The sequence below is a fragment of the Pseudarthrobacter sp. NPDC058196 genome (genome assembly GCF_042882685.1).
Classification (GTDB): domain Bacteria; phylum Actinomycetota; class Actinomycetes; order Actinomycetales; family Micrococcaceae; genus Arthrobacter.
The window spans coordinates 154,189-167,076 of record NZ_JBHVVN010000005.1; the positions used below are offsets into that span (position 1 = coordinate 154,189).

Genomic DNA, 12,888 nt, shown 5'->3' on the forward strand with positions numbered 1-12,888 from the left:
AACATCATGACTTTGAAGTCCGGGCTCACCGAAGCGCCCGCAACAACACCTACCGTCACTTCCCGAGGGGGCAGCTACGTCACGTTGCCGGCCGGCTCAGAGGCACCGCCGCAGTCCGAGGGCAGTTACGTCACGTTGCCGGCCGGCCCCGGGGTGCCGCCGCAGCCCACGGGCGGCTATGTGTCCCTGCCCGGAGCTGTTCCCGGACATGGCGTCAAGCCCCAGGGCACGTACGTGACTCTTCCCGCGGCGCCGGCGGGGGAGGCTGGGGTCAGCAGTACCAACGACGGCTGATACCACCGGGTCAGTAGCTGGTGGTTTTGGCAGCCTCAGCCACCGGGTCACGCGGAATGTACTGCGCGGCGAGTGCCTCGCTGCCCCGGGCCAGGAGCGCGACGTCGGCGCCGACCAGGATGAAGTCGGCACCGTTTGCGAGGTAATGCCCAGCGGTGGCGGGGTTGAAGGCGTTGACGCCGGCGGGTTTGCCGGCCGCTTTGGCGGCAGTGAGACAGTGTTCGACGGCGGCGCGCACCTGGGGGTGTTCCTGCTGCCCCAGCAGGCCCATGGACGCGGCGAGGTCGGAGGGGCCGACGAAGACGGCATCCACGCCGTCGACCTTGAGGATGTCCCCCACGGCCTCGACGGCCGCCGTCGACTCGATCTGGACGGTGACGCTGATGGTCTCACTGGCGCGGGTGAGGTAGTCCGGCACCCGGTTCCAGCGGGCGGCGCGGGCCAGCGCCGACCCAACGCCCCGGACACCCTGGGGCGGGTAGCGGGTGGCAGCCACGGCGGCTTCGGCCTCGGCCACGGAGTTCACCATGGGGATCAGGAGGTTCTGCACACCGAGGTCCAGGTACTGCTTGATCACCACGGTGTCGTTCACGGGCGGCCGGACCACGGTGTGCACCGGGTAGCCGTGGATGGCCTGCAGCTGCGCCAGGATGGACTCGAGCCCGTTGGGGCTGTGCTCGGCGTCCACCAGGAGCCAGTCCAGGCCGGCCCCGGCGCACAGTTCGGCCACCAGCGGGCTGCCGGAGCACACCCACATGCCCGCCAAAGGCCGGCCTGACGTACCCTTTTGCTTTTGCGCAGCCAACGCGTCGCGGAAGGTGTCTTCTATTCGAAACGGCATGTCACAGCTCCCAGGGGTCCGTAGTCGGCGTGGACGGTGTCGCCCTTGTAGACCCAGAGCGGCCGGGTGAAGGACCCGGCCAGGATGATGTCGCCTGCCTTCAACGCGTCCCCATGCGCGGCGATCTTGTTCGCGAGCCAATGGACCCCGTTGGCGGGGTGGTCCAGGACGCCGGCGGCCACGCCGGTTTCCTCCACGGTCTGGTTCTTGTAAAGGATGGCGGAGACCCAGCGGAGGTCCACGGCGTCCGGCTTCACCGGGTTGCCGCCGATCACCATGGCGCCCATGGCGGCGTTGTCCGAAATGGTGTCCACGATGGTCCGGCCCTCCATCTCGATCCGGGAGTCCAGGATCTCCAGGGCCGGCACCACGTAGTCGGTGGCCTTCAGGACATCGAAAATGGTCACGCCCGGGCCCTTCAGCCCGTCCTTCAACACGAATGCCAGTTCCACCTCCACCCGCGGGTGGGTGTACCGGTCCCATTCGACCGAGCATCCGGTCTCCAGGACCATGTCATCGAAGATGGCGCCGTAGTCCGGTTCGGTGATGCCGGTGGCGGCCTGCATGGCCTTGGACGTGAGGCCGATCTTCCGGCCCACCAGGGTCCGGCCGGCTTCCTCGTTCCGGCGCCGCCACAGCTGCTGGACGGCGTAGGAGTCCTCCACCGTCATCTCCGGATAGCGGGCGGTCAGGCGGGGGACGGGGGTGCGGGTCCGGCCGGCCTCCAGCAGCTCATCCGCAATGGCTTCGATCGTCTTCGGCTCCAGCATGGCTAGACCTGCGCTCCGAGCTTGAAGCCGGTGCGGTCGCCCTCAGGGGTGCCGTCCTTGCGGGTGTAGGAGAAGCCGTCAGCACCAACCGTGACGGCCATTTCGGACTTCTCTTCCCGGATGATGACCGGCTGCGGGTTGCCGTCCAGGTCAAGGACCAGGGAGGCCTCGGTGTACCAGGACGGGACCACGGGGTTGCCCCACCAGTCGCGGCGCTGGTTGTCGTGGACGTCCCAGGTGATGGTGGGGTTGTCGGGGTCCCCGGTGTAGTAGTCCTGGGTGTAGATCTCGATCCGGTGCCCGTCCGGGTCCAGGATGTAGAGGTAGAACGCGTTGGAGACGCCGTGCCGGCCGGGGCCGCGTTCGATCCGGTCGCTGATGCGCAGCGCGCCCATCTTGTCGCAGATCTGGATGATGTTGTGCTTCTCGTGCGTGGCGAACGCGACGTGGTGCATGCGCGGGCCGTTGCCGCCGGTCAGGGCGGTGTCGTGGACCGTCTGCTTGCGGTGCATCCAGGCAGCGTACGTCACGCCGTCGGCGTCTTTGATGTCCTCGGAGACGCGGAAGCCCAGGTCCTCCAGGTACGCCCGGCCGCGGGGGACGTCCGGGGTGACCTGGTTGAAGTGGTCCAGGCGGACCAGTTCACCGGCGGAGTAGAGGTCGTAGCGCTGGGTGAGCCGCTCGACGTGTTCCACCTCGTAGAAGAACTCGTAGGGGAAGCCCAGCGGGTCCTCGACGCGGACGGAGTCGCCGATGCCCTTGGTGAAGCCGTCCTTTCGGCGTTCCACCCGGCAGCCGAGCTCCTTGTAGTAGGCCTCGGCGGCGTCCACTTCGGCGGGGGACTTCACCCGGTAGGCGAAGGCGGCGACGGCCGCGATGGGTCCCTTGCGGAGTACCAGGTTGTGGTGGATGAACTCTTCGAGGGAGCGCAGGTAGATGGCGTTTTCGTCTTCCTCGGTCACGTGCAGGCCCAGGAGGTCCACGTAGAACTCGCGGGACCTGGCGAGGTCGGTGACCACGATTTCCATGTAGGCGCAGCGGACGATGTCCGGTGCCGGGACGGTGGGGGTGGGGATGAAGTCGGTCATGATGGTCTCTCTTCGTTGAAAGGGGCTTCTTCTCCAACTGACTGGCAGTAAATGTCGTTTTGAGGCCTCAGAACGACAACAACTGCGAGCTAGTTGGGTTCAGGCGCCGAATTTGGGGGTGTGGACGGTGCCGAGGGTGATGTGCACGGCCTGCTGGTCGGTGTAGAAGTCGATGGAGCGGTAGCCGCCCTCGTGGCCGAGGCCGGAGGCCTTGACGCCGCCGAACGGGGTGCGCAGGTCGCGGACGTTGTGGCTGTTCAGCCAGACCATGCCGGCTTCGACGTTTTGGGAGAAGTTGTGGGCGCGGGTCAGGTTCTGGGTCCAGATGTAGGCGGCCAGGCCGTATTTGGTGTTGTTCGCCAAGGCGAGGGCTTCGTCGTCGTTCTCGAACGGGGTGATGGCCACGACGGGTCCGAAGATCTCCTCCTGGAAGATCCGGGCGTCCGGGGCGACGTCGGCAAATACCGTGGGTGCGATGTAGTTGCCTTCGGGGAGGTGGTCGGGGCGGCCGCCGCCGGCCAGGAGCCGGCCTTCGGTCTTGCCGATCTCCACGTAGGAGGCCACCTTCTCGTAGTGCTCGGGGTGGACCAGGGCGCCCACCTCGGTCTTGGGGTCGTGCGGATCGCCGACGACGATCTTCCTCGCCCGGGCGGCGTACTTGTCGCAGAATTCGTCGTAGATGGCGCGCTCCACCAGGATGCGCGAGCCGGCGGTGCAGCGCTCGCCGTTGAGGGAGAAGACGCCGAACAGCGCGGAGTCGATCGCGGCGTCCAGGTCGGCGTCGGCGAAGACGACGCAGGGGGACTTGCCGCCGAGCTCCATCGAGAGGCCTTTGAGGTTGGCCGCGGCGTTCCGGAAGATGGTCTGGCCGGTGGTGGTCTCGCCGGTGAAGGAGATCAGGGGAACGTCCGGGTGCTTGACCAGGGCGTCGCCGGCTTCCTCGCCCAGGCCGTTGACCAGGTTGAACACGCCGTCGGGCAGTCCCGCGTCCTTGAAGATGGTGGCCCAGAGGGAGGCCGAGAGCGGGGTGAACTCGGCCGGCTTGAGGACCACGGTGTTGCCGGTGGCCAGGGCCGGGGCAAGCTTCCAGGACTCCAGCATGAACGGGGTGTTCCACGGCGTGATCAGGCCGGCGACGCCGATCGGCTTGCGGTTGACGTAGTTGATCTGGGCGCCGGGGACCTTCATGGCGTCGTCGAACTGGGCCACGATCAGGTCCGCGAAGAACCGGAAGTTCTCGGCCGCGCGCAACGCCTGGCCCTTGGCCTGGGTGATGGGCAGGCCGGTGTCGAAGGTTTCCAGTTCGGCGAGCCGGGCTTCCTGGGCCTCGACGGCGTCGGCGATCCGGTTCAGGACGCGGGCGCGTTCGCGGGGCTTCATCTTCGGCCACGGGCCGTTCGTGAACGCTTCGCGGGCGGCGGCGACGGCGAGGTCGATGTCCTCTTTCTGGCCGGCGGCGGCGGTGGCGTAGTTCCGGTTGGACACCGGGTCCAGGACATCGAAGGTCGCCCCGCCCGCGGAGTCCACGAACTTCCCGTTGATGAAGTGCTGGATGTGGGTGGGCAGGTCCTCGGGGACGTAGTGCGTGCTGGTTTCTACCGAGGTCGTCATCGTTGAAGTCCTATCTGGGGGTCAGGGATTGTTGGCCTGGGCGAGGTAGGCGTCCAGGGTGGCGGAGCGGTGGAGCCGGGCCGCCTTTTCGATCTGTTCCGCGTCGGCGCCTGTTTCGATGAGCGTCAGCAGGTTTTCGTGTTCCGCCACCGAGTCGCGGGCGCGGCCGGGGACGAAGCGGAAGGTGGAGGACCGGAGCGAGGCCAGCCGGTTCCAGCCGCGGTGCACCAGGTCCAGGATGTGCGGGTTGGGGCAGTGCTCGAACAGGACGCTGTGGAAGTCCTGGTTGAGCCGGGTGAACCGGACGGGGTCGAAGTGGTCCAGGCACTCGCGCATTTCCTGGTTCACGGCGCGGGCCCGGGCAATGGCCGCCGCATCGATCAGCGGGGCGGACATGGCGGTGGCGGCACCCTCCACGATGCTCAAGGTCTGCATGGTGTAGAGGTATTCAGTGGGGTCGATCCCCGCCACGGTGGCACCGACATTGCGTTCGAACGTCACCAGGCCTTCAGCCTCGAGCCGGCGGATGGCTTCCCGCACCGGGACCACGCTGAAGCCAAGGTCCTTCGCAATGGAACCCAGGACCAGGCGGTAGCCGGGAGTGTAGGCGCCTGCCACGATCCGGGCCTTGACGGCCTGGTAGGCCTGCTCGGACTTGCTGCCGGGAGTGGCAGCGGGGAGGTCGGTGGCCGTGTCAGTCATTGGGTTGCCCTTCCCACGCCTTGTACTTTGCCTGCCACTCTTTGTTCATCGGGTAGAGCCCGTCCACGCTGTTGCCCTGCCTGACCATTTCGAAGATGAACGCTTCTTCCTTTTCCTGCTGGATGCAGTCCTCCACCAGTTCTTCGGCGATGGCCGGCGGGATCACCAGGATGCCGTCGGAATCGGCCACGACGATGTCGCCGGGCTGGACGGTGGCGCCGCCGCAGGCGATGGTGATGTCCGTATCCCAGGGAATGTGCCGGCGGCCCAGCACGGCCGGGTGCGGGTTGGCGAACCAGGTGGGCATGTCCAGGCAGGCTACCGCGGTGTAGTCGCGGACCCCGCCGTCGGTGATGATGGCTGCGGCGCCGCGGACCTGGGCGCGCAGGGCGAGGATGTCACCCACCGTGCCGGTGCCTTTTTCGCCGCGGGCTTCCATCACCAGGATTTCGCCTTCGTTGACGGAATCGATGGCGCGCTTCTGGGCGTTGAAGCCGCCGCCGTGGGTCTTGAAGAGGTCCTCGCGGTTGGGAACGTAGCGCAGGGTCCGGGCCAGGCCCACCACGCGCCGGTCCAGGCGGGTGCCTTGCAGGCCGTCGATGCTGACGTTGTTAAGGCCACGCTTGCGCAGCTGCGAGGACAGCGTTGCGGTGGCAACGGATTCGAGCTTGGCTTTCAGTTCGGGGGACAGGGCGGGCGCGACGGCGGCAGTTGGCTGAGCTTGTTCAACGACGGGTGCCAGCCCTGCGGCTTCACGGGACCCGTAGGCTTCCTCCCGCTGCAGGTCATCCACCTTGGGCTGGGCACCAAAGTCCGCGAACGTCGTCGTGCCTTCCTCCACCGTGGTGACCAGCCGCCCGGTGCTGAGGTTGCCGTCGATAGCCTCCACTTCCACTTCCAGGACGTCGCCGGGCTTCGCCACGGACGCCCCTGCCGGGGTGCCGGTGAGGATGATGTCCCCCTCTTCGAGGGTGAGCAGCTGGGACAGGTCCGCCACCAGGCGGGCGAAGGGGAAGAGCAGGTCCCCGGTGGTGTCATCCTGGACCAGTTCGCCGTTGTGCCAGGTGCGGATGCGAAGTTTGGAAGGGTCGACGGCGTCTGCCGGAAGAAATGCCGGGCCCACGGGGGTGAACCCGTCGCCGCCCTTGGACCGGAGGTTGGAGCCCCTGTCCGCCCAGCGCAGGTCATAGACACCGAGGTCGTTGCTGGCGGTAACGGCGGCAACGTGGCTCCAGGCGTCCTCGATCGTGACGCGGCGGGCGGCCTTGCCGATGATGAGCGCAATTTCGCCTTCGTAGCCGAGCAGTTCGCAGCCGGCCGGGCGTTCAACGGGGCTTCCGCTCAGTGCCAGGGAGCTGGAAGGCTTGAGGAAGTAGGACGGCTGGGCTGGCGTGCGGCCGCGCTGGGCAGCCCGGCTGGGGTAGTTGATGTGCACCGCGACCACCTTGCGGGCCGCTGCCAGGGTGTCGCCGTTGACCTGCTCCAAAGCCGTCTCCTCATCAGGTACGAAATCGTATACGATCACTATCACGCATGCTGCCGCATCCGTCAACCCCCGGTTTTGCGATGCTTTCCAGGCTATTCCGGAGCTACTTGTCGCCCGCGTCACATCCGGCGTACAGTGGAAATCTAGTTCCTAGTTTTCGATTATCGAATCTCTTGTTCTGATATAGAACACATTTGCTGAGAGTCATCCACAACGAAGTGAGGCACCCGTGCAGTTCCACCACCACGGATACGTATCCGGCGACCCCCGCGTCCAGCCGGCGGCCGGCGTCGGCCTGAACCGCCCCGAGGAGCTCCCCGATGAAGTGGACGTGCTCATCGTGGGCACCGGCCCGGCGGGAATGCTCGCCGCCGCGCAGCTGTCCATGTTCCCCAACGTGAGCACCCGCATCCTCGAACGCCGCCCCGGCAGGCTCGCCATCGGCCAGGCAGACGGGATCCAGGCCCGCAGCGTGGAAACCTTCCAGGCTTTCGGGTTCGCGGAGCGCATTATTGCCGAGGCGTACCGGATCACCGAGATGGCCTTCTGGAAGCCGGACCCCGCCAACCACGCCAACATCATCCGCACCGCCCGCGCCGTGGACGACGAAATGGGCATCAGCGAGTTCCCGCACCTGATCGTGAACCAGGCGCGCGTGCTGGACTACTTCGCCGAGTACATGGCCAACGCGCCCACCCGGATGAAGCCCGACTACGGCTACGACTTCCAAGGACTCGAGGTCACCGGCGAAGGAGACTACCCGGTCACCGTGCGGCTGGTCCACGCCTCCGGCCCCGACGAGGGCCAGGAGCGCGTTGTCCGCGCCAAATACGTGGTGGGTGCCGACGGCGCCCGCAGCAAGGTCCGGCAGGCGATCGGCTGCACGCTCGCAGGAGACCAGGCCAACCACGCCTGGGGCGTCATGGACACCCTCGCCGTCACCGACTTCCCGGATATCCGCACCAAATGCGCCATCCAGGGCGCCGAGGGCAGCATCCTGCTCATTCCGCGCGAAGGGGGCCACCTCTTCCGCATGTACGTGGACCTGGGGGAAGTGGACCCGAACAGCCACCACTCCGTCCGCAACACCACCATCGAGGAGATCATCGCCAAGGCGAACGCCATCCTGCACCCGTACACCCTGGACGTGCGGAACGTTGCGTGGCACAGCGTGTACGAGGTGGGGCACCGCCTTACGGACCGGTTCGACGACGTCCTGCCGGGCGAGCGCAGCACCCGCACCCCACGGGTGTTCATCACCGGCGACGCCTGCCACACCCACAGCGCCAAGGCCGGCCAGGGCATGAACGTCTCCATGCAGGACGGCTTCAACATCGCCTGGAAGCTGGGCCACGTGCTGGAGGGCCGCAGCCCGGAAAGCCTGCTGTCCACCTACTCGGAGGAGCGCCAGGTGGTGGCCAGGAACCTCATCGACTTCGACAAGGAATGGTCCACCATGATGGCCAAGAAGCCGGAGGAGTTCGAGCACCCCTCCGACCTCGAGGACTTCTACGTGCAGACCGCCGAGTTCCCGGCCGGGTTCATGACGCAGTACGGGCCGTCCCTGATCGTTGGCAGCACTGGCCACCAGGACCTGGCCACCGGGTTCCCGGTGGGCAAACGCTTCAAGTCGGCCCCCGTGGTCCGCGTGGGGGACACCAACCCGATCCACCTTGGCCACCACGCCACAGCGGACGGACGGTGGCGGATCTACGTCTTCGCGGATCCCGCACTGCCCGGCACCGGATCCGCCACGGACACGCTCGCCGAGTGGTTCGCGGACTCGCCGGACTCCCCGCTGGCCGCCACGCCCGCCGGCGCCGACCCGGATGCGTGGTTCGACCTGAAGGTCATCTACCAGCAGCCGCACACCGCCGTCGACATCAATGCCGTGCCCGCCGTGTTCAAGCCGCTGGTGGGCCCCTTCAAGCTGACCGACTACGAGAAGGCGTACGCCACGGACCCCAAGGCGGACATCTTCGAGGCGCGCGGCATCGACCGTGCCGGCGCCGTGGTGGTGGTCAGGCCGGACCAGTACGTGGCGAACGTCCTGCCGCTCACCGCAACGGCGGAGCTGGGTGCGTTCTTCGGGCCCTTGCTCAAGCGCCCGGCACCCGTGCAGGAACCGCGTCAGGCCGTGACTGCCGCCGCCCGGTAGTCCGCGGCCGGGTACACGCCGAGGATCCGCACCTCGGTGGTGAAGAAGTCCAGTTCCTCGAGGGCCAGCTTCAGCGGCAGGTCCTCGGGGTGGCCTTCCACGTCGGCCATGAACATGGTGGCCGCGAACTCGTCGCCCACCATGTAGCTTTCCAGGCGGGTCATGTTCACGCCGTTGGTGGCAAAACCGCCCAGCGCCTTATACAGCGCGGAGGGGACGTTGCGGACGCGGAACACGAAGCTGGTCACTGCCGGTCCGGGAAGCTCGTCCTTGGCCGGCAATGCCGTTTCCCGGGCCAGGACCACGAAGCGGGTGGTGTTGGAGGGGTCGTCCTCCACGCGGGAGGCCAGGACTTCGAGGCCGTAGATCTGCGCCGCCAGCGGGGGAGCCAGGGAGAGTTTGCGGGGATCGTTCCACTCGGCCACTTCCCGGGCGGACCCGGCGGTGTCGCCGGCGATGACGGGCTTGAGGCCATGCTCGCGGATCAGCTTCCGGCACTGGCCCAGGGCGTGGATGTGGCTGTGGACCTCGGTGGCGCCGCCGATGGTGCTGCCCGGAATGCCCAGCAGGTCGAAATGGATGGGCAGGAAGTGCTCGCCCACGATCTGCAGGTTGGACTGCGGCAGCAGGATGTGGATGTCCGCCACCCGGCCCGCGATGGAGTTCTCGATCGGGATCATGGCCAGGTCGGCTTCGCCGGTTGTCACCAGTTCGAACGCGTCCTCAAAGCTGGCGCACGGGACGCTTTCGAAGTCGGGGAACATCTGCTGACACGCGATATTGGAGTTGGCGCCGGGCTCACCCTGGTACGCAATCTTGGAGGCCATGATCCGTATGGTTTCACGCCCCGGCGCCAGCTCCCAATTACTGCGGCGTAACGCGCAACCAGAGGTATTGCCGGGGGAGGAGCGTGACGCCGTCATCCAGGCGCAGGGCTGCTTCGGAGAGAAGGTCGACGGCGGCAGCATCGTAGCCGCCGAAGGTTTCCGGGGACAGCGCCTGGGGTGAGTCGCTGAAGTTGGCGAGGGCCAGGATGGTGCCCCGGCCCTCCCCGTCGCCGGGCCGCCGGTACGCCAGGACGGAGCAGTTGTTCGTGGCGAAATCCACCAGTGTGGTTCCAGCCAGTTCGGGAGTGGCGGCGCGGACCTCGATCATCCGCCTGAGGCCTGCGTATATTGCGCCTTCCGGGGTGGCGGGGTCGAGGCGCCGGGCGTATTGCTCCGCCGGGAAGTGCGGGCGGTGCACCCAGCGGCTGTCTTCGCCGTGGCCCGGTTCGGAGGCGTAGCCGTAGTCGTTGAGCTGCCCCACCTCGTCGCCCAGGTACAGCAGCGGCACGCCCCCGGTGCTGAATGGCACCGAGTGGGCCAGGAGGATCCGTTCCACCGCCTCGGCCGGGTCAACCTCCATGCCGCACAGGGACGCCGTCGTGCCGGAAATCCTGCAGTCCCCGGTCTTGGGGTTGTCCTGGAACGGGACGCCGCGGGCGAAGCTGCCGGGGAACCTGTTGACGTAGAAGGAGTTCAGGAAGCGGCGGTGGTCGAAGCCGTTGATGCCCAGCTCGGCTGCGTCCTCGTCGGCGAAAGTCCAGCCGATGTCGTCATGGCTGCGGACGTAGTTCACCCAGGCTGTGCCGTCCGGGACGTTGTGCCTGCGCTCCAGGGCCTGGGCCAGGAGCGACACGTCGCGGGTGGCCAGCGACTCCCAGATCAGGGCCATCTGCAGCGGGTTGTAGGAGAGCTGGCACTCCGCGGGGTCGATGTACAGCGCCACCTCGTCCGGGTGCACGATCGCCTCGGACTTGAACAGCAGCGACGGCGCCGCCAGCCGGCACACCGCGTTGAAGGCCCGCAGCAGCGTGTGCGCCTGGGGCAGGTTCTCGCACGGGGTACCCAGCTGCTTCCAGATGAAAGCGACGGCGTCCATGCGCAGGATGTCCACGCCCTGGTTGGCCAGGAACAGCATCTCGCCGGCCATGGCCCGGAACACCTCGGGGTTGGAGTAGTTCAGGTCCCACTGGTACGTGTGGAAGGTGGCCCAGACCCAACGGCCGTCGTCCATGCGGATAAAGGACCCCGGGTGGTTCTCGGGGAAGATCTCGCGCACATTCGCCTCGAACGCGTCAGGCATGGTCCGGTCCGGGAAGATCCAGTAGTAGTCGCTGAACCCGGGGTCCCCTGCCGCAGCCTTGCGCGCCCACTCGTGCTCGTCCGAGGTGTGGTTGAAGATGAAGTCCACCACCAGGCTGATCCCGTTGGCCTTCAGCTCGGCGGCGAGGCTGCGCAACTGCTCCATGGTGCCCAGCTTCGGGTTGACCTCGCGGTAGCTGGAGACCGCGTAACCCCCGTCCGAGTGGGGCTCGGGTGCCAGGAACAGGGGCATGAGGTGCAGGTAGGTGAGGCCCAGCTCCTTGAAATACGGGATGCGGGCCCGGACTCCTTCCAGGCTGTGGGCATAACGGTCCACGTAGCACACTCCGCCCAGCATGCGGTTGGACTGGAACCAGTCCGGCGCCTGTTCGCGGCTGGCATCCAGGGCCTTCAGCTCCGGGGAGCGCTCCTGCCAGGACCGGGCGCTCTGGACCACCAGCGCCGCCAGCTGGTCCAGCCAGTCCCGGCGTGCACCGTAGAGGGAGTGGAACAGGCTGCGGAGGGTGGGGAAGTGCTCCTCGAGCCGCCGGTCAAAGTCAGGGTCCGGGCGCAGTCCAAGCTCCCGTTCCCGTGACACCGCGGACAGCACCTGCCGGCGCGCTACTTCGTCCTCGTTGACGTATTCCTGCATGTGACCGGCCCCTTCCGCAATTCCGCCGGACGTCCCGGCCGCGCACCTGTACGGAAGTATTCCACGTCACATGCCACGTGGCTGTCAGTTGCCGGCGGCCCGGTAAAAGTACATCTCCCGGGACCCGGACGGGGCGTCCCAGCCTTGGGCGAACATCCATGTTCCGGCGTACTGGGTGAGGCCGCCCCAGGCCAACGATCCACCACGGTGCACCTCTTTCTGGGTGAAGGGCGCGTCCAGGTCGTACAGCGCCTGCGCGGCGGAGAATTGACCGTCGACGTCGCCGTAGAAGAAGTCCAGGACCAGCCTGGGCCCGGCGGCGCCGTCCTCCACCACGATGGCGCACGCCACTTCGTGCAGTGACCCGCCAAGCGGCCCCAGGTCGAGGTAGTCCTGCGGCTCGAAGGTCCAGTTCACCAGATCGTCGGAGCGCCCGACGTGGGTCTTGCCCCCGCACCCCTCGGACAGGTACATCAGGTAGGACCCGTCGATCTTCACCGCTTCGCCGCGGGCGTTCCGCGGGATCACTGCGCCCTTGGCCCAGTACCGGGATACCTCGTGCGGTACGGCCAGGCCGAGCTTCTCCCAGTGGAGCAGATCGTCGGATACCGCCACATTGATATCGCAGCCGACCTCGCCCAGCGGGTAGGCCGCGGGGTCCTGGCCCTCCGGCTTGTCGGTGCTGTCGATGGTCCAGATCCCGTTGTAGAACATGTAGTACCGGCCGTTGGCCTGGTACACCTTCGGGTCCTCGCAGCCCAGGATCTCGTTGTCCTGGGTGGGATAAATGACGGGGTTGGAGGCGTTGTCCTGCCACCCGGCCTCCGGATCGTAGACCGCGACGCCGATGCGGCTGGAAACCGACTCCTTGCGGGGGGAGGCCCGGTAGAACAGGTACAGCTTGCCGTCCCGCTCGATGACGGAGGGGTTGAAGATGGAGTCCGCCGTCCAGCCGATGCCGGTGGGGTCCTCCCAATCATCCACCTGGCGGAACGTCAGGGCCTCGTCCTTGCGGAACGGGCCCACGGCCCACGCGGGATGTTCGGGGTAGGCGGCGGAAAACTGGTCGGTGGAGATCGTGTCAGTCAGCGGGTTGCTGAACGTGAGCGCCCCCTGGTAGCTGTCGGACAGTGCCTGTGTGGTGATTTTCTGCATTGCTT

Annotated in this window: 11 protein-coding genes; 2 read left to right on the forward strand and 9 right to left on the reverse strand. The window is 67.1% G+C overall.

The window, feature by feature from the left end:
• The first annotated feature begins 6 nt into the window (after nucleotides 1-6).
• Complete coding sequence (locus ACFVVC_RS08890; RefSeq protein WP_387451502.1) at nucleotides 7-294, forward strand: hypothetical protein; 288 nt, start codon at nucleotides 7-9, stop codon at nucleotides 292-294.
• Nucleotides 295-304: 10 nt separating this feature from the next.
• Here ACFVVC_RS08890 and ACFVVC_RS08895 read toward each other — a convergent pair whose 3' ends face one another.
• The 6 genes from ACFVVC_RS08895 to ACFVVC_RS08920 all read right to left on the reverse strand — a co-directional run bounded on the left by ACFVVC_RS08895 (nucleotide 305) and on the right by ACFVVC_RS08920 (nucleotide 6,792).
• Nucleotides 305-1,135: an HpcH/HpaI aldolase/citrate lyase family protein gene (locus tag ACFVVC_RS08895; RefSeq protein ID WP_387451505.1), complete on the reverse strand. Its 831-nt coding sequence runs from the start codon at nucleotides 1,133-1,135 to the stop codon at nucleotides 305-307.
• Nucleotides 1,120-1,905 carry a 2-oxo-hept-4-ene-1,7-dioate hydratase gene (gene hpaH / locus ACFVVC_RS08900; protein WP_387451507.1) on the reverse strand — a complete coding sequence of 262 codons (786 nt, stop codon included), beginning with the start codon at nucleotides 1,903-1,905 and terminating at the stop codon, nucleotides 1,120-1,122. The genes ACFVVC_RS08895 and hpaH overlap by 16 nt, the downstream gene beginning before the upstream one ends.
• A gap of 2 nt (nucleotides 1,906-1,907) precedes the next feature.
• The gene (gene hpaD, locus ACFVVC_RS08905) at nucleotides 1,908-2,993 is read right to left on the reverse strand and encodes a 3,4-dihydroxyphenylacetate 2,3-dioxygenase (protein WP_387451511.1); all 1,086 of its coding nucleotides are present in this window, start codon (nucleotides 2,991-2,993) and stop codon (nucleotides 1,908-1,910) included.
• A gap of 99 nt (nucleotides 2,994-3,092) precedes the next feature.
• Nucleotides 3,093-4,604, reverse strand: coding sequence for a 5-carboxymethyl-2-hydroxymuconate semialdehyde dehydrogenase (gene hpaE, locus ACFVVC_RS08910; RefSeq protein ID WP_387451514.1), 1,512 nt, complete (start codon nucleotides 4,602-4,604; stop codon nucleotides 3,093-3,095).
• 21 nt (nucleotides 4,605-4,625) lie between these two features.
• Complete coding sequence (locus ACFVVC_RS08915) at nucleotides 4,626-5,306, reverse strand: GntR family transcriptional regulator (protein WP_387451517.1); 681 nt, start codon at nucleotides 5,304-5,306, stop codon at nucleotides 4,626-4,628.
• On the reverse strand, nucleotides 5,299-6,792 hold the full coding sequence (locus ACFVVC_RS08920) for a fumarylacetoacetate hydrolase family protein (protein WP_387451907.1): 1,494 nt from the start codon (nucleotides 6,790-6,792) through the stop codon (nucleotides 5,299-5,301). The genes ACFVVC_RS08915 and ACFVVC_RS08920 overlap by 8 nt, the downstream gene beginning before the upstream one ends.
• 229 nt (nucleotides 6,793-7,021) lie before the next feature.
• Here ACFVVC_RS08920 and ACFVVC_RS08925 point away from each other — a divergent pair, with 229 nt between their 5' ends.
• Nucleotides 7,022-8,950 (forward strand): FAD-binding monooxygenase, encoded by a 1,929-nt coding sequence (locus tag ACFVVC_RS08925; protein WP_387451520.1) that lies wholly within the window; start codon nucleotides 7,022-7,024, stop codon nucleotides 8,948-8,950.
• On the opposite strand, the gene ACFVVC_RS08930 is transcribed toward ACFVVC_RS08925, so the two are convergent.
• From ACFVVC_RS08930 to ACFVVC_RS08940, 3 genes are all read right to left on the reverse strand, one after another.
• Nucleotides 8,923-9,777 carry a prephenate dehydratase gene (locus tag ACFVVC_RS08930; protein ID WP_387451522.1) on the reverse strand — a complete coding sequence of 285 codons (855 nt, stop codon included), beginning with the start codon at nucleotides 9,775-9,777 and terminating at the stop codon, nucleotides 8,923-8,925. The genes ACFVVC_RS08925 and ACFVVC_RS08930 overlap by 28 nt on opposite strands.
• A 37-nt stretch (nucleotides 9,778-9,814) precedes the next feature.
• Entirely contained in the window at nucleotides 9,815-11,728 is a 1,914-nt protein-coding gene (locus tag ACFVVC_RS08935; RefSeq protein ID WP_387451525.1) for an amylosucrase, read from the reverse strand.
• 84 nt (nucleotides 11,729-11,812) lie between these two features.
• Entirely contained in the window at nucleotides 11,813-12,883 is a 1,071-nt protein-coding gene (locus ACFVVC_RS08940; RefSeq protein WP_387451528.1) for a hypothetical protein, read from the reverse strand.
• Between the last annotated feature and the right edge of the window lie 5 nt (nucleotides 12,884-12,888).